Below are 19,858 nucleotides of genomic sequence, written 5' to 3'. Positions count from 1 at the left end.
GTCCCATCGCGCCCGTACCTTATTGGCGTTCGGCTTCTCCCGGTCACCGTGTCCGCGAATCCCCCGGCGGAACGCCACTTTTGGCACGGTCGAGCTACCCCGGACGGGGAATGTTCACCGACTGTCGCGGTTGTTCGCCAATCGCACGGCATCCGCGCGCGCGTCCCGCAGTGCCTGCAGCAACTCTTCCTGCCGCTGCCGGTCCTGCTCGGTGCGCAACCGCGTACGCCGCAGGAATGCGAGCTCGGTCACGCTCGTCTGATACCGGCCCACCGCCCGCGCGGCCGCCGGCCCGGACTGCTTGCGCGCCTGCTTCCGCCATTGCCGCCGCCTAGGCAAACTGGCGAGCAACTCGATCTCCGACGGCGCGATCCACCGCGCGGCCGCCATCTTCGGCAACGCAGCGGCGACGATCCGCTGTTCTCGCCGTCGCTGCAACACGATCACGTAGATCGCGGCGATCAGCAGCGGCAAAATCACCAGGAAGTACAAGGTGAGGAAGGACTTTCCGCCGTTGAGCGTGGCCGCCGCGTTCCAAAGCGCGTGCAGGAACACCCCGGCCAGATACCCGGCCAGCGGCGCGAGGATCCGAATCCACCGCTGTGCGTACCGCGCCGCGATCCCGAGCCCGATTCCGGTCATAGCGGTGAACAGCGGATGCGTGAACGGCGAAAGCACGCCACGCACGAAGAAAGCGGCAAGCACGCCGGAGCTGGTGCCGTTGCCGAAGCCGTGGTCAGCGAAGGCGCGGCCGAAGTAATAGATGTTCTCGGTGAAGGCGAACCCAGCGGCCGCGAAGCCCGCGTAGACGACGCCGTCGACGATCCCGTCGAACTCCTCGTTGCGCCGCCAGAAGATCAACAGGACAAAAACGCCCTTCGCGGCCTCCTCGACCAGCGGCGCGGAGACGAGCGCACTGACCTTACTGCCATTGCCGCCGCCGAGAAGCAGGTCACCGAACGCCTCGGCCCCAGTGTTGATCAGCAGCGCGGTGACGGTGGCGATGCAAGCGCCCCAAGCGAAAGCGATCAAGAGCAGCTTCGCCGGCTCCGGTTCCCACCGATCAACCCAGAGCAACCCAGCGACCACCACGCCGACCGGCACCAACGCGGCGACCACCCCGATCGCGACCGCCAGCCACCCAACGCGCGCGGTCGCGAGCCCGAAGAGAAAGAGCCCGCACAACGCCACGACGATCAACCCGAGCACCGGAAGGAGCACGGTGATGTGCCGCGAACGAGAGCCCGTGGACGCAGAACCCCGCGGCGTGGCAGAAAGGGTGCCGTTCACGAGCGGTCACCATACGCAGGCCCCCCAAGGGACGCCGGTTGGACGCACCGGGTTCAGCCCTCCGCGCGACGCCCTGTGCCCCTCCTCCCCCCAGAAGTTCGTGAGGGCCCACCCTCACGAACTCTGATTCCCTGAGGGTTCCCCTCACGACCCCGCGCCCCACCGCTGCCCGCTGCCGCCGGATGCGCCCCACTCAACCGCGGCCAGCGCACCCAAACCCACCAGGCAGCCACACCCCCCGCTCCCCGATACGAAGCCAAAACGCGGATGGCGGGTGCTTGTCAAGGCATCTTTCCCACCTTGACAAGCACCCGCCATCCGTCGTCGCACTCAACTTCGGGGTGCCCACGCACCCACCGGGGCGCAATGTCGCCGCCAGGCGTCGAGCCGATCAATCCTCCGCCCGACGCCGCCGCCGAGGACTCCCCTCGGTCTTCCCGTTAGCCGCGAGCAATTCAGTCACCGACCGTCCAGACGCGTGATGTCCAGCCGAGGCCGCCTCTTCAGCAGGAGCCTCCCAAGCAGGCGGTTCGCCCTCCGGCCGCCTCCTCCGCCCGCCAGACGAAGCCGGAGCGGCCTCCGCCTCAGGCCGCCGACGCCGCCCCCCAGTCCCGCTGCTCGCCGAACTGCGAACCGACTCCGGCAATGTCGGATTAACCGCATCGGCCCCAGGAGCACCATGCCGCCCAGTAGGGGTGTCCTCCGCCAACGGCGACAAATCCGACCGAGAGAACTGCTCCAGCCGAGAGGGAGCCCGAGTCCGCGACTCAACCGCGGTTTCCTTCTCCGGCACCGGTTTCTCCGCCTTCTTCGGGGCCGGTTCGGCATGCCTAGCCGGTTCAGCAGGCCGGGAAACCGCAGTCTGCTCGTCAGGTTCCGGCCGCTCCTCCGCCCGCTGAGGAGCGGGCCGCGCCGCCAGCCGAGGCACCGGCCGCTCCTCCTTGACCGGCTCCGGTTTGTTCACCGGCGCGACAGTCCGAGTCGGCTGCGCTTCGGGCCGCCGAGGCGGCTCCGGCACGTCGTTCCGCGGCCGAGCGGCCCGCGGAGACGGCTTGTTCCGGCTGACCGGACCACGAGGCTCCCGAACCCGCTCAGCCTCACGAGGCAACGGCTCAGTCACATTGCGCACCCGGGCACTGTCCTGCTCAAACGGCTCCGGAATGACGTGCGACCCAGAGTCACCCGCCGAACGGCGCTCAGCTTCATACGGCTCCGGTGCCCGATCACCGCGCGGCTTCGGCGCAGCCCCGCGAGGCCCACGCTCGGCCTGCGGCTCCGGCGCACCACCGCGGACGGGCCGTCCAGCATGCGGTTCCGGTGCCCCGTTCCGCGGCTCACGCGCAGCGAAAGCATCCGCCACACTGGCCCGCCCCTCATGCGGTCCCGAGTCGCCGCGGGGCACGAACGCCTCCGCCAGGTTGACCCGAGGGTCGCGACCACCGCGCGGAGCGGGGCTGTCCGCTTCGACCTCGTCCTCGAACGGCTCCGGCTCGGCAGGCGGTTCCGGACGCTTCGGCTTGAGGCGCGGCATCTGCTGAGTGCGCAGCTGAGTCGAACGGCCGCCATTCGGTCCGGAACCGTTCAACCCAGCGCTGATCGAGCCGTTCGCGCCGGAAGTCCCGTTGGCGCCGTTGGTCTTCGCGGTCCCGTTCGCAGGCGTCCGGCGACGCTCGGCGGGAGCCGCGTCGAGCACCCGGTCCATGAATTCGGTCGGGCGCTCCGGAACGTCGACCACCGGCTTCTGCGGAGCGAGCAACTGAGCCGGTTTCTTGCCATTGCCGTTCTGGGTTTCCGAACCGGCCGAAACGAGCCGCTGCTCGTCGTTCAGCGCGCGCATCCGGGTCGCCTGCGCGGTGAGCGCGACGCGTTCGAGCAGCACCTCGCCGCCGAACAGCGATTGCAGGCTCTCGCGGAGCGCAGCCACTTCGGCACGCAGCGCATCCAGTTCTTCGCGCGATTGCGCCTGCGCGGCCTCGCGCGTTTCCGTCTCGAGTTCGAGTTCGTACTCCCGCCGGGCCGCGATCTCGCGTTCCAGCTCGAGTTCGTATACCGCCTGCGCCTCGGCGACCGCGTCCTCGCTGTGCACCGCGTTCTTGCGGGCCCGGACAGCCAGGAAGGCGCCGATCAGGGCAGCCCAGAGCGCCGCGACGATGCCGAGCCGGAGGTACCGGAGGTCGTCGCTGAGCACCAATGCGAGGGTGGCGCCGACGGCGAGGAGCAATCCGACGACAAGCCACGGCCTGCCAGGGCGGCGGCCATGCGAGTCGTCACCCACGCCAGTCATGCCTGACACCGTACCTTCCGGTGATCCGAATGAGACCTAGTCGGTACTTCGAGCGGCGGCATCGAAGCGTTAACCGGTCGTTCCCCTACGCTCCTCCGGCGGCGTCCGGCAGCAGTGCTCGAGCCACAAACCGGCAGCTACCAGCAGCGCCGACGACACCGCTCCGACGACCGCCGACCTGCTGTCGGAGACCGCCGCGACGAGTTCGTCACGTCGCGGGAAAACGTAAACGAACGCGGCCAGCCAGCCGCCGCCGAGGAACGCCCCGGCCAGCGAAGACGCTTTCGCCAGCGCCACCGCCCTCGCGATCCCGACCGCGTCGCCGTGCACCCGGCCCGACTTGATCCGCGACCGGATCGAGAGAGCCAAACCCGCCTCGGCGATCGCGAGCACCGCGAAGGTCACCCCGGCGAGCAACGGCAGCTGCGGCAGATCGCCGTAAGCGGCCTGGAACAGCACGTAGACCACGGCGAGGCCGAGGACCGCGGCCACGACCAGGTCCCGGGACCGCGTGAAGTGCATGACCCCACCGTACCGAGCCCGTTCTGGCAGGCTTGACTCTCCAGCGACTGGAGACTCCACGATGCCTGACATGCCTGCCACCACGGTCTTCACGATCGGCGAACTGTCCCGGCGCACCGGGCTGCCGGTGAAGACCATCCGGTTCTACTCCGACGAGGGCCTGCTCCCGCCCACGCAGCGGACCGGTGCCGGCTACCGGCTGTACGACGCGCACGCGCTCGCCCGGCTGGAGCTGGTGCGGACGCTGCGCGAGCTGGGCATCGGCCTGCCCGACGTGTCCCGCGCACTGGCGCGCGAGACGACGGTGCGCGACCTGGCGACGAGCCACGTCGACGCGCTCGACGAGCAGATCCGGCGGTTGCGGCTGCGCCGCGCGGTATTGCGCGCGGTGCTGAAACGGGATTCCGAGCTGGAGGAAGTGAAACTGATGAATCGCATCGCCCAAATGCCAGACGAGCAACGCCGCCGTTTGGTGGACGAGTTCTGGGCCGAAATGATGGAAGGACTCGATGTCGATCCCGCGTTCTACGCGCGAATGCAGTCGGCGAAACCGGATCTTCCGGATGATCCGACGCCGGAACAGCTGGAGGCCTGGATCGAGTTCGCCGAACTCGTCCAGGACCCGGGCTTCCGGCAGTCCATCCGCACGATGAGCGAGCGGCATTCGACCGCGCGGGAAGCGGGCGAGTACGAGCAGCCGTCGAAGGCTCAACAGGAAAACTGGGCTGCCTGGATGACTGACGCCCGGTCCGCGCTCGACGCGGGCCACGCGCCGGACTCCCCGGCCGGACGGGCGCTGGCGGACGCGATCGTGATCGCCTCGGCCCGGCCGGACCAGGACCCGGCCGATCCGGCGGTCCGCGACCAGATGGCCGACGGAATCGCCGTCGGCGCGGATCCGCGCGCCGAGCGGTACTGGCAGCTGCTCGCGACGATCAACGGGTGGCCCGCGATTCCGAGCCGCCAGGAAGAGGTGCGGTTCCTGCTGGCGGCATTGCGGGCGTCGTGAGTGGTGATCCCGGCTAGAACCGGGATCACCACTCACAACAGGGTCAGGCCCGGCCGCAGGACGACGCCCGCCCGGTCGGCTTCCGGCAGCCGGGCGAGCAGATCGGCGGCCCGGCCGTACCCGGGAACCTCGGCGTCCGGGTCGATCTCGAGCCACGGGATCAGCACGCTCGCCCGGTCCGGGGTCCCGGGATGCGGCAGCAGCAGCTCCGGATCATCGGACGTCACATCCTGCACTGTCACTATGTCGACATCCAGCGTGCGCGGGCCCCAGCGCAGTTCGCGTACCCGGCCCGCCGCCTGTTCGGCCGCCTGCCCGGCGCGCAGCCACGCCCAGTGGTCGCGCGCCGGGTCGTCGACGATGCACAGCGCGTTCAGGAAGTCCGGCTGGTCCTCGACGCCCCAGGCTTTCGTTTCGTACACCCCGGACACCGCGACGAGCGCCGGGCGCACCGCGTCCACCGCGCTGCGCAGGTAACCGAGCCGGTCGCCGAGGTTGGAGCCCAGCGACAGGACCGCGCGGCTCACCGCTCCCGCCGGATGGTGACCGCGACGTCGTCGAAGGTCAGCGGAATCGGCGCGGACGGCTTGTGCACGGTGACCTCGACCGCGCTCAGCCGGTCGTCGCGCATGACCTCGTCGGCGATCTTGCCTGCGACGCTCTCGATCAGGTCGAAGGGCTCCCCGGCGACGATTCCCGCCGCCAGTTCGGCCAGCTCGCCGTAGTGCAGCGTCTTGGTCAGGTCGTCCGACGCCGTGGCGGGCCCGAGGTCGAGCCACGCGACGATGTCGATGCCGAATTCCTGTCCGTCGCGCTTTTCGTGGTCGAAGACCCCGTGCCGGCCGAACACGCGCAGTCCCGTGAGCGTGATGCGGTCAGCCATCGGCTCGTCCTTGCTGCCAGGCCGCGGCCACCGCCACGGCGTCCAGTGAAGCCCCCACCTCGTGCACCCGCACGCCCCAAGCACCCGCCGCCGCGGCCAGCGCCGAGATCGACGCGGTGGCGACCTCGCGGCCGTCCGGCGGCCTCGGCACGCCGTCCTTCCCGGACAGCAACCGGCCGAGGAAGCGTTTGCGCGAAGCACCCACCAAGACCGGGAAACCCAAGTCCAGCAACGAATCCAGCCCGTGCAGCAACGCCCAGTCGTGCTCGGCGTGCTTCGCGAACCCGAGGCCGGGGTCGAGCACGATCTCCCGGTCCGAAACCCCGGCCGCGATCGCCTCGTCGACCCGCTGCGACAGCTCATCGCGCACTTCGGCGACGACATCGGTGTACGTGGCGAGCGCGTTCATGTCCTTGCTGTGCCCGCGCCAGTGCATCAGCACCCACGGCACCTTGGTTTCCGCCGCGACTCGTCCCATCGCCGGATCGGCGAGCCCGCCGGAGACGTCGTTGATCACCTGCGCACCCGCCGCCACCGCGGCTTCCGCCACCGCGGCCCGAGTGGTGTCGACCGACAACGCAACGCCCTCGGAAGCCAGCTGCCGGATCACCGGCAAGACGCGCGCGGCCTCGGTCTCCGCGTCGACCCGCGAGGCACCTGGGCGCGTCGATTCGCCGCCGACGTCGATCAGGTCCGCGCCACGCGCCCACATCTCGCGCGCGTGCTCCAGCGCCTGGTCGAGATCGAGGTAACGGCCGCCGTCGGAGAACGAATCCGGCGTCACGTTCAGCACGCCCAGCACGGCGCACCGCCCCGGCCGGGGGATCATCGGCGCCCCCGGATCAGCTCGATCGCCTCGGCCCGCGACGTCGCCGACGACCGCAGCATCCCGCGCACCGCCGACGTGGTGGTCCGCGAACCCGGCTTGCGGATCCCGCGCACCGACATGCACAAATGCTCGGCCTCGACGACCACGATCACCCCGCGCGGCTCCAGCCGCCGCACCAGCGCGTCGGCGATCTGCGAGGTGAGCCGCTCCTGCACCTGCGGGCGGCGAGCGTAGAGGTCGACCAGCCGGGCGATCTTCGACAGCCCGGTGACCTTGCCCTCGCCGTTCGGGATGTAGCCGACGTGGGCCACTCCGTGGAAGGCCAGCAGGTGGTGCTCGCAGGTGGAGTACATCGGGATGTCCGTGACGAGCACGAGTTCCTCGTGCGATTCGTCGAACGTCCGCGCCAGCACCTCGTCCGGATCGGTGTAGAGGCCGGCGAACATTTCCCGGTAAGCGCGAGCGACCCGGGCCGGGGTGTCCTGGAGACCGTCCCGATCCGGGTCCTCGCCGCAGGCGAGCAGCAGCTCGCGAACGGCGCGCTCCGCCCGGTCTTGATCGAAGACCGGGCGGATGCCGTCTTTACTGCTTGTCTGGTCCGTCGACGTCACGCCGATGCTGCCCCTCGTCCGGCTGCTGGCCGTTCGCGCCGTCGGCGAACCAGCCCTGCTCACGCGGACGGTCTTCGGCGGGGCGCCACGGCTGCTGGCCGCCCGGGGACGTCGCCGGGGTCCAGCCCGGAGGCGCCCCGTAGTTCGGCGGTCCGCTCTGCGCACCGCCCGGGCCACCGGGCTGGTAGCCGCCGCCTGCCGGACCGCCCGGCTGCTGCGGACCACCATACGGCTGGCCCCAGCGGCCGGTGCCGTTCGGCCCGCCCGGACGGCCGCCGTTGGACGGCGGGGCGTACGGGTTCGCGTTCGGGTCCGGAGCCTGGTACGGCGGGCCGCCAGGCAGCTCGCCCGCACCCGGTGCGGTGCCGACCGGGGTCGGAGCGGGCTGCAGGGCGGGCTTTTCCTTCTCCGGAGAAGGCGGCGGCCACGGCTCGCCGCGCTCCATCGCCAGCTCGCCCGGGGTCTTGATCGGCGGCTTGTCCGACGGCGTGCGCTCGCCGAACTCGTTGAAGACGGTGATGTGCGGGCGCTTCTCGACCGTGGCGAAGATCCGCTCAAGGTCCTTGCGCTGCAGCGTTTCCTTCTCCAGCAGCTCCATGACCAGGTTGTCGAGCACGTCGCGGTAGGTGTTCAGCACGTGCCACGCCTCGGTGTGCGCGGTCTCGATGAGCTTGCGCACCTCCTCGTCGATCTCGTGCGCCACTTCGAGCGAGTAGTCGGCCTGCCTGCCCGCGGACCGGCCGAGGAACGGGTCGCCCTGCTCCTGGCCGTACTTCACCGCGCCCAGCCGCGCGCTCATGCCGTACTCGGTGACCATCGCGCGGGCGATCTTCGTCGCCTGCTCGATGTCCGAGGACGCACCGGTGGTGGGCTCGTGGAACACGAGCTCCTCGGCCGTGCGGCCGCCCATCGCGAACACCAGCCTGCCGATCATCTCCGACCGGGTCATCAGCTGCTTGTCGTCCTCGGGCACCAGCAGCGCGTGTCCGCCGGTGCGGCCGCGCGGCAGGATCGTCAGCTTGTACACCGGTTCGATGTCCGGCATCGCCCACGCGGCGAGCGCGTGCCCGCCCTCGTGGTAAGCGGTGATCTTCTTCTCCTTCTCGGAGATGATCCGGCTCTTGCGCGCGGGACCGCCGACCACCCGGTCGACCGATTCCTCGAGCGCGACGTCGGTGATCACGTGCCCGTTCTCGCGGGCGGTGAGCAGCGCGGCCTCGTTCAGCACGTTGGCCAGGTCCGCACCGGACATGCCGACCGTGCGCTTGGCCAGCCCGGTCAGGTCGGTGCCCTGCGCGATCGGCTTGCCCTTGGCGTGCACCTCGAGGATCGCCTTGCGGCCGAGCAGGTCCGGCGCGGACACCGGGATCTGCCGGTCGAACCGGCCCGGGCGCAGCAGCGCCGGGTCGAGGATGTCCGGCCGGTTGGTGGCCGCGATCAGGATGATCCCGCCGCGGGCGTCGAAGCCGTCCATCTCGACCAGCAGCTGGTTCAGCGTCTGCTCGCGCTCGTCGTGCCCGCCGCCGAGGCCGGCGCCGCGCTGGCGGCCGACCGCGTCGATCTCGTCCACGAAGATGATGCACGGCGCGTTCTGCTTCGCCTGCTCGAACAGGTCGCGGACTCGCGACGCACCGACACCGACGAACATCTCGACGAAGTCCGAACCGGAGATCGTGTAGAACGGCACGCCCGCCTCGCCCGCGACGGCGCGCGCGAGCAGCGTCTTACCAGTGCCGGGCGGCCCGTAGAGCAGAACGCCCTTCGGGATCTTCGCGCCGAGCGCCTGGTAGCGCGCCGGGTTCTGCAGGAAGTCCTTGATCTCGTACAGCTCTTCGACCGCTTCGTCAGCGCCCGCGACGTCGCCGAAGGTCGTCTTCGGCATGTCCTTGTTGAGCTGCTTCGCCTTCGACTTGCCGAAGTTCAGGACTCGGTTCCCGCCGCCCTGGGCGTTGTTCATCATCCACATCAGCAGGCCGAGCACCAGCGCCAGCGGGATCGCGAAGATCAGGATCTGGGTCAGCAGGCTCTGCTGGGTGACCTTGGTGGTGAACTTGACGGGCTGGCCGTCGTTCTTGGCGTTGATCAGCTTGTCGTAGATCTCCTGCGTGGCGTTCGCGGGGAACTGCGCGATGATCTGGTCAGTCTGCTGGCCCTCGACGTCGATCTTCTGCGTGAGCTGCAGTTTGAGCTGCTGCTCCTTGTCTTCGAGGCTGGCTTCCTTGATGTGGTTCTGGGCGACCTGGCCCATCGCCGTCGAGATAGGAGCCTGGGTGTAGCCACGATCGCTGTCGAAGATCGTGTTGTAGGCCAGCAACGCCAGCAACCCCGCGACGATCCACAGCAGTGGGTTCCTGAGCACGCTCTTCCGGTTCATACGACTCGGCCCTTGCGGCCTCGACCCTCCCTGGTTGGGCGGCTCCTGTGATACCCGCCATCGCGATCTTGACAACCCGTGGGCACCGCTGGGCACCCGTCCCACCAGGGTACCGTCCGGGCGGGCGGGGAAGCCTGGCGAGCCTCTCGCAGGTCAACGGCCAATCCCGCGCGAGGGTTCCCGGTCCGGGACGACACGTCACCCAGCTATCGGCCCTCGACCGCCACTGAAGCCACCATTTCACCCAGCCTGCTCCGCAGCGTCGCCGGGTCCGCCGGGGCTACGGTGACCCATTCGCGGCCGTCCGAACCCGCCCTCGACAAGCTCAAATACCGTCCGGTGGCGGTGTCGAACCAGCCAAGCACCCGGGACCGCTGCCGGTGTCCCAGCTGGGACCGGCTGTTCGCTGCGAGCTGACCGCCGCGCAGCCGCGGCTGGCCCGCGATGAGCCCGTAGGTCTCGCGCGGATCGAGCGTGGCGCGCTCGCTGAGCGACTGGCGCTTCGCCCGCCGACCGCCCTTTTCCTCGGGCTGGCCGCCACCCGCGGCGACCGGAACCCGGATCGGCTGGGTGTGCAGCGCCTCGTCCAGCGGAAGCGTGACCGACGCCTCACTGCCGCGCGGACCGCCGGGCAGCAGTTCGACGATCGTGGACACCAGCCCGTCCGGCGGGATCGCGCGCAGCCAGATGCCGTCGGCGTCCTGGATCGCGACCACGCCGGTGCGCTCGTCACCCGCGGCGAGCAACGCGACCGGATGCGCCTCGAACTGCGGGATGTGCAGCGCGTCAATGGAGTGCGGGGCGCGCGCGAGCAGCGTCAGCCAGTCCTCGACGTCGGGTTCGACCCGGCCGCGCGCGTCGCGGACACCGCGGGCCTTCAGCTCGATGTCGACCCGGTGCCGCAGCGACACGCGCTCGTCCTCGGTCGCGCCGTGCGAGCGCACGCGCAGCGGGTAGGGCAGCTCGCCCAGCTCCACCGACTCCCACAGGAAGTCGAATGCCAGCGGCGAGAAGAACTCTTGGTGCATCCGGTGCTGCTCACCCTCCGGTCAACGATCTCCGGCCCCAGCGTAGCGCCGGATCGGCAGTCTTCAAGCGCCCCAATGCCACTTTGGGTGCGTCGCACGCACCCAAAGTGGTATTCGGTGCGCTCAACGCACCCAAAGTGGCGTTCGCTCCGTCCCACCCGGCAAGACGCGGCGGTTGTTGCACACGCACCCCATGTGGCGCTCGGTGCGCGAGATGCGCCCAATGCCGCATTGGGGCGGTTTCGGCCGAGCGGGAGCCGGGCTGGCCACAGCAAGCCCACGGGTCAGCGCGGGCCAGAGCGGGTCAGGGCTGGTCAGCGCAGGCCAGCGCGGGCCAGAGCGGGCCAGAGCAGATCAGCGCGGGCCAGAGCGGGCCAGAGCGGATCAGCGCGGGCCAGAGCGGGCCAGAGCGGGTCAGCGCAAGCCCGCGGGCCAGGGCTGGTCAGAGCGGATCAGAGCTGGTCAGAACGCGCCCGCGTTGGACTGGTCGGCCACCCCGGCGAGCATTTCGCCGAGCCGGTGGCGCAGCGTCGCCGGGTCGGCGGGCGCGATGGTGATCCAGTCGCGGCCGTCGTGGCCCTGGCTCGCCTGCGTGAAGTACCGGCCGGTTTCGGTGTCGAACCAGCTCAGCACCGTCGACCGGCTGCGGCCGCCGAGGCGGTTGCGGGCGTTCGCGCCGATCTGGCCGCCGCGCAGGCGTTGCTGGGCGTGCAGCCGGGCGAGTGCCTTGCGGTCCTCGTCCACGCTCGCACGGCCGGAGGCGTCGACCTGGTTGCCGCGCCGCTGCATGAAGTCGACTCCGGAAGCGCCGACCAGCTGCTCCAACGGCACGGTGATCGACTTCTCGGTACCGCGCGGAGCGCCCGGCAGGAGCGAAATGATCGCGGTGGCCAGGCCGTCCGGCGCGCACGGGTGCAGGTGCAGGCCGCGCTGGTCATGGACGGCGAACAGCCCGTCGCCGTTCGCGCTGCCCGCGACCGCGAGCAGCGGTTCGCCGTTCGGGTCGAGCAGCTGGACAGTGTCGAGGCTGACGTCCGGCGAGGCGAGGATGCCGAAGTAGTCCTCGACGTGCGGAGCGGGCCTGCCGCGGCCGTCGGCGAGCCCCCGGTCAGCCAGTGCGCCGAGCGTGCGCGTGCGCAGCGCCGAGCGCTCGTCCATCGTCGCGCCGTGCGAACGGATCCGCAGCGGATACGGCAGCTCGCCCAAACCGGCCGACTCCCACAGGAAGTCCACCTCGATCGGCGCGAGCAGCTCCGCGTTCGGCATCGACCAACCCCCTACCCCACGTGTTTGCGAACGCTCGCGGGCGCGTGACCGGTCCGGTCACGCGCCCGCGAGCACTGCGTCAGTTGTCGTCGTCCGACCACGCGCCGATGACCGGCGGCGGGGTGGCCTGGTTGGCCCCGAACGCGTCGTCCGGGTCCGGTTCGATGAGGAACGAAGCGTGCGTGTGCTCCTCGTCCTGTTCGCCCGCGCCGTGCGCGCCCGCTCCGCCCATGCCGCCCATCGGGCTCATGCCGCCCTGCGACTGGCCGATGGTGCCGCTCGCCGGGACGACGCCCTGCTGCTGCGGAGCCGCCGACGCGGCGCTCTGCCCGCTCTGGTGCTCGGACGCCGCGGAGGTCTTGCCTTCCTCCTCCTTGCGCGAACCGCTGCGGTTGCCCTCGCCGAGCTTGCCGCCGGCGAACCCGGCTCCCGCGCCGATGGCGCCGAGGCCGAGCGCGGAACCGAGGCCGCTGCCGCCCGTGCTCGCGGGCGTGGCAGCGACCGGGGCCGCGCCAACGCCGGAACCGGCACCAACGCCGGCACCCGCGGCGAGCCCGCCGCCGCCTTCGAAACCGGAAGTGCCGTACTTGCCCGAGTCGGCCGAGACGTGCGCCGGAGCGCCGTGCCCGGCGACCCCCGCGCCGCCTGCCCCGCCGTGCGCGCCGACCGTGCCGAAGCTGGCCGGCGAACCGAGCGCGCCGGGACCGTCGGTGTGGCCGATGTTGTTGACGTTGTTGAACGAGTTGCCGTTGAAGTGCGTCGCGGTCGGCTTCATGCCGAGCGAGTCCGGGCCGAAGCTCGGGGTCGAGCCGTCGACCTCGCTCATCGCCTGGGTGTAGGCGTTGAAGAACGCGACCTGCTGCGCCTTGACGTCGTTCGCGGCGTCCGCCTGCGCCTTCTGGTCCGCGGCCAGCGCGGCCGGGCCGCCCGCGAGCGCGGCCGTCATGGCCTGCTTCGGGTCGTAGTCGCGCGGGGCGGGCATCTTCTTGACCTCGGCGGCCGCGGCGGCCTGGCGGGCGAGCCGGTCGGACATCGTGTGCGCGGCGTCGGAGGCCTGCGTGCCCGAGTTGGCGATCGCCACCAGCGCGCCCTGCGCGCTGGCGGCGCCGTGGCCGACCCAGGCGTTGCCCAGTTCGGTGATCGCGTTGTACAGGTCGTCCGACGCCTGCTTCAGCTCGGTGCCGTGCTTGGCCCAGTGCTGTCCGCTGGCCTCGGCGGTGCCCGGGTCGTTGTCCGTGGTCGCGCCGACGTAGAGCTGGTGGCTTTCCTGCGCCTGCCAGTTCGGCGGGTTGCCGATGGCGCGGTCGCCGCCCATCTCGAAACCGCCGGAGCTGCTGCGCGCCGACGCGACGATGTCGTTGGCCGCCGGGTTCGAGCCCATCGCGACGGCGGAGCCGGGCGCGGGGACCGAGGACGAGCTGCCGTAGCCGGAGGTGTTGTAGCCCGATCCGTCCGGGACGGAGCCCGGGGCCGAGGTGTTGGTGTTCGGTGCCATGACTGCGTGATCCCCCTAGGACGTCAGGCCTTGTTGCGGAACGGGTCGCCGGCGGACTGGTCGATCTCGTGGTAGCGGGCCATCGCCGCGACGATGCCTTCCTCCGCGGCCTGGTACTGGCCGAGCAGGTTCTGCAGCGCGGACGAGTAGGAGTCGCCGCCGCCGTCGGCGCGCTGCACGAACTTGGTCGCCATCGCCTTGCCGACCGGGTTCGCGCCGAGCTTCGGCGGCTGCGCGAGCGTGCCCGCGCTGTTCAGGAGAGCTTCGACCGCGTCCCGCCCGGTCCGGATCTTCTTCAGCACGGTCTGCGCGGCGTCCGGGTCGATTCCGACCTGGCCGTTGACCGCGGCGTTCTTGAACGCCGCGGCATCCGCCGAGCTGTTGTTGCCCATCTGCCCTCTCTCCGTTCCCCCGCGCGAGGACCAACCCGTCGGCTGGTGTCACTCGTCCGCATGGCAATAGGTCTTCGCATAGGTTAACGCACCTGGTCGAGCCCTATGACGCGATTTCGGGCTTCCTGGTTCCGCACCCGGAATGAGTACCGCGAACCGTGACTATCCGGACTATCCAGACGTGTAGACGTGCGGATCGAGCGTCCCGATGTAGGGCAGGTCGCGGTAGCGCTCGGCGTAGTCGAGGCCGTAGCCGACGACGAACTCGTTGGGGATGTCGAAGCCGATGTACTTGACCGGCACCTCGACCTTCACGGCTTCCGGCTTGCGCAGCAGCGAGACGACCTCGAGCGAGGCCGGGTTCCGGCTCGCCAGGTTCTTCAGCAGCCAGGACAGGGTGAGCCCGGAGTCGACGATGTCCTCGACGATCAGCACGTCGCGCCCGGCGATGTCGCGGTCGAGGTCCTTCAAGATCCGCACCACCCCCGACGACGAGGTCGAAGACCCGTAGGACGACACGGCCATGAACTCCAGCTGCGTCGGCACCGGAAGCGCCCGCGCGAAGTCGGTCATGAACATGACGGCGCCCTTGAGGACGCCGACCAGGAGGAGGTCGCCCTGGCCGTTTTCCGGGTGGTCCGCGGCGATTTTCGCCGCCAGCTCCGCGATCTTGTCCTTGATCTGCTGCTCGGTGATGAGCACGGAGGCGATCTCGCCCTCGTACACGAGTCATTCCCCTCGGGTGGTGGGTTCGGGTCCGGCAAGCGAGAGCCTGCCACGCCGCCGTCGAGCCTCCAAGTTGCCTGGCAGCCACACCCCGCCCTGACCCCGCCAGCGGGCCACGAGCGCGTCGACCGAACGCAGGTGCGCGTCGGTCAGCTCGCGGACCCCGGAGTCCAGCAGCCACCTGCGGAGAACCCGTCTGCGCAGCGCAGCGGGCTCGGCTGCGAGCACGCCTACGTCGAGGTCGTCTTCGCGGGCCGCGCGCTCGTGGACACGCATGGCGAGTGTGTCCAACGCCTCGGTGTCCTCGCGCAGCTGTGCGGCCGTACGGGCTAAAGCTGGAGCGACTCCACCCGACAGCACGTCCTCCAGGAGCGGCAGTGCTTCCGTACGCAGCCGTACGCGGGTGAAGCGTGGATCAGCGTTGTGCGGGTCTTGCCAGGGCTCCAGGCCGAGCTCTGTACACGCCGCCACGGTTTGCGCGCGCGTGATGCCGAGCAGCGGACGACCCCACGGCGGATCGTGCGGACGCATGCCAGCCAGCGACCGTGGTCCGGAACCGCGGCCTAGACCGAGCAGCACCGTCTCAGCTTGGTCGTCTTGGGTGTGGCCGAGCAGTACGAGCCCTTCGCCGTTTGGCAACGCTTCGCGCAGCGCGTGGTACCTCGCGGCGCGCGCGGCTGCTTCGGGACCGCCTTTGCCCACGACGTGTACGGCATGCACTTCGACGACGTCGATGCCAAGGCTCTTCACAACCGTCGCCGCTTCGGCGGCAACAACCGCTGAATCCGCCTGAAGGCCATGGTCGACGACGAGCGCCCGCGTACGGACGTCTCGATGCCGGAGGACGTATGCCGTCGCTTCAGCGAGCGCTAGGGAGTCCGCGCCGCCCGACACCGCGACGCACACCTCGCCGGGGACAGCGACTGCCGCAAGGAAATCGCGAACCGCTGTCCGGACCGTGGCGAGCGCGCTCACCCGTGCAGGCGCCGCACCCAGGCCGCGGGGTCGGCGATCTCGGCGCGGGTCGGCAACGTGTTCGGCGAGCGCCAAACCTTGTTGAACCCGTCCATCCCGACCGCGTCGACCACGTGCCGCGTGAACTTCGCGCCCTCCTCGTACTGGCGGATCTTCGCGTCGAGACCGAGCACCGCACGCAACAGCCGGTCGAAAAGCCCGCCGCCCTGGCGCCGCGCGGTAAATCGCGCCCGGATCTGCTCGACGCTCGGGACGACCTGCGGGCCCACCGCGTCCATCACGTAGTCCGCGTGGCCCTCCAGCAGCGTGGACAACGCCAGCAGCCGATCGAAAACCGAGCGCTCCTTCGGCGACTGCAGCAGCTCCGCGATACCGCCGCCCTTGCCGCGGTTGCGCAGCGCGTCGGGCAGCCTGCCGACCAGTTCGGCCAGACCGTCGGCGGAGCTTTCCGCGAGCCCGGACACCAGCCGTTCGACCTCGTCGGCGAAGTAGTCGCGCAGCCACGGCACCGCGGTGAACTGCAGCCGGTGCGTGCATTCGTGCAGGCACACCCACAGCCGGAAATCGTGCGAGGGGACCTTCAGCGCGCGCTCGGCGGACACCACGTTCGGCGCGACGAGCAGCAGTTCTCCCTTGTTCTCGGGGCCGCCGAACGGGTCGTACTGCCCGAGCACACGAGACGCCAGGAACGCGAGCAGCAGCCCGGTCTGCACGCCGGCGCCGGACGCCAGGAGCGGGCCGAGCGGACCGCCTTGGGCCGCGGGCAGCGCACGCCCGGTGAGCACGCCGAGACCGGACGCCGCGGACCGGACCCAGCCCGGCCGGTCGACCACGGTGCCGGGCAGCAGCGGCAGGTCCCGGCCGAGACCGGTCAGCTCACGGACGTGCCCTTCCGCCTCGGCGGTCAGCTCCCGCAGGTCGACCACCGCGCGGTCCGCTTCTCCGCGCGCGACCTGCGGGCCGCCGCGCACCAGCAGCGCGCCGGTGGCGGCTGCCCGGTCCCAGTCGACCATGGGCCGCCGTTGGGTCTCGGTTTCCTGGCTCACCCCTCCGACGCTACCTTCCGGCCCGCGATTGTGGGCAGCTCAGCCGAACGGGTTCAGCGAGTCGGCTCAGTGCGGGCTACTTGCAGCCGCAGCCCCGCAATGCTGTCGCCAGCACGTCGAGCGCCGCCTGCCCGGAGTTCTTCTCCGAACCGTTGGACATGAACGCGAAGGCGAGCACGCGGTTGTCGCTGTCGAGCACATACCCCGCGAGGGTGTTGACGCCGGTGAGCGTGCCGGTCTTGGCGCGCACCCAGCCCTTACCCCCTTGGGTTTCTCCCGAGTGGTAGCGGCCGTGCAGGGTGCCTTCCGGGCTGCCCGCGACCGGAAGGCCGGCCAGCAGCGGACGCAGCTTCGGCGTGTTCGGGTCCTTCCCGTCCGGACCGGCCGCCGCGGCGAGCACCTGTGCCAGCAGCCTGGCGGGCACCTTGTTCTGATTGGACAGTCCACTCGTGTCGAACAGCTGGAGGCCGTTGACGTCGAAACCGTGGTCTGCCAGCACCTTCTTCACCGCGGCGGAGGCGCCGGCGAACGACGCTTCCCCGCCGGTGGCCATGGCGACCTGGCGGCCGAGCGAGTCGGCGAGCACGTTGTCGGAGATCTGCAGGAGCGCGTACGCGAGGTCCGGCAGCGGAGCCGACTGGACTTCGCCGAGCACCTTCGCCCCGTCCGGAGCCTTCGCGGCGCCGGCCGGGCTCGCACCGAGCTTGTCCGCGACGAGCTGGGTGAGCGTGGTTCCCGGGTTGCCCGAGCGCATGGTTTCGTCGACCTTCGGATTACCTCGGCCGCCGTCGGTCATGGCCGGGACGATCGGCGCGCCGTACAGCGACGGCGCGTCGCCCGGCTCCCAGCCCGGCGCGGTGTTCGGACCGCTGAAGGCGCTCGCGTCGAGCTGGACCTTCTTGACGTCGCCGCCGGCCTTCTTGACCTGGTTGACGAGGTCGTCGACGTGCGCCGCGCCGGGGTAGAGCGGCGAGTCGGTGCCGACCGGCAGCGCGGTCAGCGACGGGTCGCCGCCGCCGACGATGACAACCGTGCCCGGCTGCGCGCCCTGGACGATCTTGGTGGAGATCCGCTTCGTCGGCTCCATCGCGAGCAGCGCCGCGGAGACGGTGAGGATCTTCGTGGTCGACGCCGGGGTCAGCGGGGTGTTCGACGCGTGGTCCCACAGCACGGTGCCGTTCGCCGGGTCGATCACGCTTCCGCTGAGCTGCGAGAGCGCGGCCGCCCCTGCCGGACCGGAGAGCTTCGAGGCGACGCCGTTCGCGGACGGTCCCTGACCGGACGTGTCCGGGCCGTGCAGCGCGAGACTGGCGTCGGAGGGGTCCGGTTCGCTGCCCTTCGGCGCGTTCGGCGCCCACGGCAACCCGAGCCGGTTGGACACGGCGGGCACGGCCGACGCGCCACCCGCGGCAGCCAGCAGAAGCAGCACGACGAGCGCCAGGACCAGCGCCTTCCGGCGAGGCTTCTTCCCCTCGGGACGAGGCGCGTCGCCCTGCGGCGGGATCGGCCCGGTGCCGGACGGCGGTTCGGGTGGCTCCGCAGCGCGCGCCGCGATCTGCTCCGGGCCTGGGCGCTCAGCGAAACCTTCCGCAGGACGAGGAATGCCGACAGTCGCTTCGGACGGCCCCTGCTGCGCTTCGCCGGGGAAGCCTTCGGGCGGACGCGGGATGCCGACGGTCGCCTCTGCCGGGAACTGGCCACCGGTCGGGTCGATCCGCATCGGCCGCGCCTGGCCGCCCGCCGGCGGGACGGTGCCGGGTGCTGGTTCGGGCAAGGCGGGACGGACCGGGATCTCGATCTGCTGCGCCCACGACTCGGAGCCGGATTCGTTCCGGTTCGGCTCGTTCCCGGGACGACCGGACTGACCGGCGTTGGAGCGACCCCAGCTCTCCGGCGCTTCGTTCCCCGGCCAGCCGGGCTGAGCCGGGTTGAGCCGCGCGGCGGCGGACCCGGGTGCCGGTTCGCCCCGCAAGCCCGTCCGGTTCTCCCGCGGCTGCTCCCCGGGCTGAGCCTGCCCAGCGGGGCGGGCGGCCCCGGGCTCGCCCCGGAACTCAGGTGCTCCTTCTCCGCCACGACCGGACTGGTTCTGGCCAGGCGCGGCGGTACCGGAGTCGTTCCGGAAGGCGGTCCAGCCCTCCTTGGGCGGCTCCTGCCCCTGCTCGTCCCGCGTGACGACCGGCCGGAACGCCGCCCAGCCCTGGTTGTTTTCGCCCGTTCCCGGCGTTTCGTCCCGGAACGCCGCGAACTGCCCCGGCTTTCCGGACTCAGCGGGCTCGGCGGACTCAGCGGGCTCGGCGGACTCAGCGGGCTCGGCGGACTGGCCGGACTGGAACGGCTTCCACCCCTGCCCCTCGTCCGAAGCTCCAGCACCAGCAGGCTCGAACAGCGAGTTCCCCGGCTTCCGCGCGGCCTGCCATGCGGGCGACGACTGTTGCGACCCATCCTGACCAGGCGAAAAACTCGGCTGCGCCCAGACCGTCTGCTCCGCGGACGGCCTCGGCTGCTGCTGCGACACCTGGAAAGTCTTCTCCGCGGATCCCTCCTCGACCGTTGACGACCGCACCGTCGCCTCGGCGTCCGGACGGGCCGCGTTGTCGCCCGGCCCCGGCACCCCGGCGGTGAACCGGGTCGGCCCCTCCACCGGCACCCACGGCGCCCGCGGTTTCGGTTCCTCGGCCCGAGCGGGCGCCGAAGCGCCGCTCATCCGGTCCGCGAGGTTCGACCGAGGCGGTTCCGGCGGCGCGGCGGGAGCGTCCGAGGGCGCGTTGAGCCCGGGCACTTCCTCCGGTTCGACTTTGGGCCGGAACCACGATCCCGGCCCGTCTCCCGGTGTGACGTTCGGCACGGAAAGCTGCGCGGTGGCTCCCGCGTCGCGCTTGGGCAGGGGGAGGCGGGAGGTCGCCCGGTCCGCCTCGGACGAGGTGTCCTCGTCGCCCGTGGGCCACCTCGGCTGGTCGTTTTCCGGCACCCACCACTCCTTCTCACCCGCCCCCGGAGGGGCCAAGGTCACATGCCGTCTGGCCGACATCGGCGCGACCGGCCGACGGGGCGTAGTCCACACTAGTGACGTCAACGAGGTCATGAGGTTGCCGCCCACGAGCGCGTGGGACACCGAGATTCGAGAAGCA

At 70.9% G+C, this 19,858-nt stretch carries 17 protein-coding genes; 1 reads left to right on the top strand and 16 read right to left on the bottom strand.

What is annotated here, in order from left to right; all coding sequences use genetic code 11:
• Positions 1 to 114: 114 nt before the first annotated feature.
• The 3 genes from BM362_RS07645 to BM362_RS07635 form a co-directional block, all read right to left on the bottom strand.
• Positions 115 to 1,221 carry a PrsW family intramembrane metalloprotease gene (locus tag BM362_RS07645; protein WP_067578033.1) on the bottom strand — a complete coding sequence of 369 codons (1,107 nt, stop codon included), beginning with the start codon at positions 1,219 to 1,221 and terminating at the stop codon, positions 115 to 117.
• A gap of 460 nt (positions 1,222 to 1,681) precedes the next feature.
• Complete coding sequence (locus BM362_RS07640) at positions 1,682 to 3,574, bottom strand: DUF6779 domain-containing protein (RefSeq protein WP_067576901.1); 1,893 nt, start codon at positions 3,572 to 3,574, stop codon at positions 1,682 to 1,684.
• A 69-nt stretch (positions 3,575 to 3,643) separates the two neighbouring features.
• Positions 3,644 to 4,096, bottom strand: coding sequence for a DUF3180 domain-containing protein (locus BM362_RS07635; RefSeq protein WP_067576903.1), 453 nt, complete (start codon positions 4,094 to 4,096; stop codon positions 3,644 to 3,646).
• Positions 4,097 to 4,166: 70 nt separating this feature from the next.
• Between BM362_RS07635 and BM362_RS07630 the strand changes: the two genes are divergently transcribed.
• Positions 4,167 to 5,105 carry a helix-turn-helix domain-containing protein gene (locus BM362_RS07630; protein ID WP_167545221.1) on the top strand — a complete coding sequence of 313 codons (939 nt, stop codon included), beginning with the start codon at positions 4,167 to 4,169 and terminating at the stop codon, positions 5,103 to 5,105.
• 32 nt (positions 5,106 to 5,137) lie between these two features.
• Here the strand turns inward: BM362_RS07630 and folK are convergent, their stop codons facing one another.
• From folK to dacB, 13 genes are all read right to left on the bottom strand, one after another.
• On the bottom strand, positions 5,138 to 5,632 hold the full coding sequence (gene folK / locus BM362_RS07625) for a 2-amino-4-hydroxy-6-hydroxymethyldihydropteridine diphosphokinase (RefSeq protein ID WP_093572555.1): 495 nt from the start codon (positions 5,630 to 5,632) through the stop codon (positions 5,138 to 5,140).
• Positions 5,629 to 5,988, bottom strand: a complete 360-nt coding sequence (gene folB / locus BM362_RS07620) for a dihydroneopterin aldolase (protein ID WP_067576910.1) — start codon at positions 5,986 to 5,988, stop codon at positions 5,629 to 5,631. Before folB ends, folK begins: the two co-directional genes overlap by 4 nt.
• Positions 5,981 to 6,817 carry a dihydropteroate synthase gene (gene folP, locus BM362_RS07615; protein ID WP_067576912.1) on the bottom strand — a complete coding sequence of 279 codons (837 nt, stop codon included), beginning with the start codon at positions 6,815 to 6,817 and terminating at the stop codon, positions 5,981 to 5,983. Before folP ends, folB begins: the two co-directional genes overlap by 8 nt.
• Positions 6,814 to 7,428: a GTP cyclohydrolase I FolE gene (folE, locus tag BM362_RS07610; RefSeq protein ID WP_067576914.1), complete on the bottom strand. Its 615-nt coding sequence runs from the start codon at positions 7,426 to 7,428 to the stop codon at positions 6,814 to 6,816. The genes folP and folE overlap by 4 nt, the downstream gene beginning before the upstream one ends.
• The gene (gene ftsH, locus BM362_RS07605; RefSeq protein WP_067576916.1) at positions 7,400 to 9,802 is read right to left on the bottom strand and encodes an ATP-dependent zinc metalloprotease FtsH; all 2,403 of its coding nucleotides are present in this window, start codon (positions 9,800 to 9,802) and stop codon (positions 7,400 to 7,402) included. The genes folE and ftsH overlap by 29 nt, the downstream gene beginning before the upstream one ends.
• A 206-nt stretch (positions 9,803 to 10,008) precedes the next feature.
• A complete protein-coding gene (locus BM362_RS07600; protein ID WP_067576918.1) occupies positions 10,009 to 10,830 on the bottom strand; it encodes an ESX secretion-associated protein EspG in 822 nt (273 codons plus the stop codon).
• Positions 10,831 to 11,292: 462 nt separating this feature from the next.
• On the bottom strand, positions 11,293 to 12,096 hold the full coding sequence (locus BM362_RS07595; RefSeq protein WP_067576920.1) for an ESX secretion-associated protein EspG: 804 nt from the start codon (positions 12,094 to 12,096) through the stop codon (positions 11,293 to 11,295).
• Positions 12,097 to 12,175: 79 nt separating this feature from the next.
• Entirely contained in the window at positions 12,176 to 13,477 is a 1,302-nt protein-coding gene (locus BM362_RS07590) for a hypothetical protein (protein ID WP_167545251.1), read from the bottom strand.
• A 137-nt stretch (positions 13,478 to 13,614) separates the two neighbouring features.
• Positions 13,615 to 13,983, bottom strand: a complete 369-nt coding sequence (locus BM362_RS07585) for a hypothetical protein (protein ID WP_067576922.1) — start codon at positions 13,981 to 13,983, stop codon at positions 13,615 to 13,617.
• Positions 13,984 to 14,154: 171 nt separating this feature from the next.
• Positions 14,155 to 14,709 (bottom strand): hypoxanthine phosphoribosyltransferase, encoded by a 555-nt coding sequence (gene hpt, locus BM362_RS07580; protein WP_037369179.1) that lies wholly within the window; start codon positions 14,707 to 14,709, stop codon positions 14,155 to 14,157.
• Between the two features lie 3 nt (positions 14,710 to 14,712).
• On the bottom strand, positions 14,713 to 15,684 hold the full coding sequence (gene tilS, locus BM362_RS07575) for a tRNA lysidine(34) synthetase TilS (protein ID WP_067576924.1): 972 nt from the start codon (positions 15,682 to 15,684) through the stop codon (positions 14,713 to 14,715).
• Positions 15,681 to 16,697 (bottom strand): zinc-dependent metalloprotease, encoded by a 1,017-nt coding sequence (locus tag BM362_RS07570; RefSeq protein WP_067576926.1) that lies wholly within the window; start codon positions 16,695 to 16,697, stop codon positions 15,681 to 15,683. The genes tilS and BM362_RS07570 overlap by 4 nt, the downstream gene beginning before the upstream one ends.
• Positions 16,698 to 16,806: 109 nt before the next feature.
• Positions 16,807 to 19,698: a D-alanyl-D-alanine carboxypeptidase/D-alanyl-D-alanine endopeptidase gene (gene dacB / locus BM362_RS48115; RefSeq protein WP_244287060.1), complete on the bottom strand. Its 2,892-nt coding sequence runs from the start codon at positions 19,696 to 19,698 to the stop codon at positions 16,807 to 16,809.
• Positions 19,699 to 19,858 lie beyond the last annotated feature (160 nt).

This window comes from Amycolatopsis rubida (assembly GCF_900115345.1).
GTDB lineage: Bacteria > Actinomycetota > Actinomycetes > Mycobacteriales > Pseudonocardiaceae > Amycolatopsis > Amycolatopsis rubida.
Note: the sequence above shows the minus strand (reverse complement) of the source record. Positions and strands in the feature narration are given on the sequence as shown.

Coding starts and splice junctions, on each gene's coding strand:
- BM362_RS07570 (WP_067576926.1), bottom strand. CDS start 16,697: ATGGTCGACTGGGACCGGGCAGCCGCCACCGGCGCGCTGCTGGTGCGC.
- folP (WP_067576912.1), bottom strand. CDS start 6,817: ATGATCCCCCGGCCGGGGCGGTGCGCCGTGCTGGGCGTGCTGAACGTG.
- BM362_RS07635 (WP_067576903.1), bottom strand. CDS start 4,096: ATGCACTTCACGCGGTCCCGGGACCTGGTCGTGGCCGCGGTCCTCGGC.
- folB (WP_067576910.1), bottom strand. CDS start 5,988: ATGGCTGACCGCATCACGCTCACGGGACTGCGCGTGTTCGGCCGGCAC.
- BM362_RS07640 (WP_067576901.1), bottom strand. CDS start 3,574: ATGACTGGCGTGGGTGACGACTCGCATGGCCGCCGCCCTGGCAGGCCG.
- BM362_RS07595 (WP_067576920.1), bottom strand. CDS start 12,096: ATGCCGAACGCGGAGCTGCTCGCGCCGATCGAGGTGGACTTCCTGTGG.
- BM362_RS07630 (WP_167545221.1), top strand. CDS start 4,167: ATGCCTGCCACCACGGTCTTCACGATCGGCGAACTGTCCCGGCGCACC.
- BM362_RS07585 (WP_067576922.1), bottom strand. CDS start 13,983: ATGGGCAACAACAGCTCGGCGGATGCCGCGGCGTTCAAGAACGCCGCG.
- ftsH (WP_067576916.1), bottom strand. CDS start 9,802: ATGAACCGGAAGAGCGTGCTCAGGAACCCACTGCTGTGGATCGTCGCG.
- BM362_RS07600 (WP_067576918.1), bottom strand. CDS start 10,830: ATGCACCAAGAGTTCTTCTCGCCGCTGGCATTCGACTTCCTGTGGGAG.
- BM362_RS07590 (WP_167545251.1), bottom strand. CDS start 13,477: ATGGGCTCGAACCCGGCGGCCAACGACATCGTCGCGTCGGCGCGCAGC.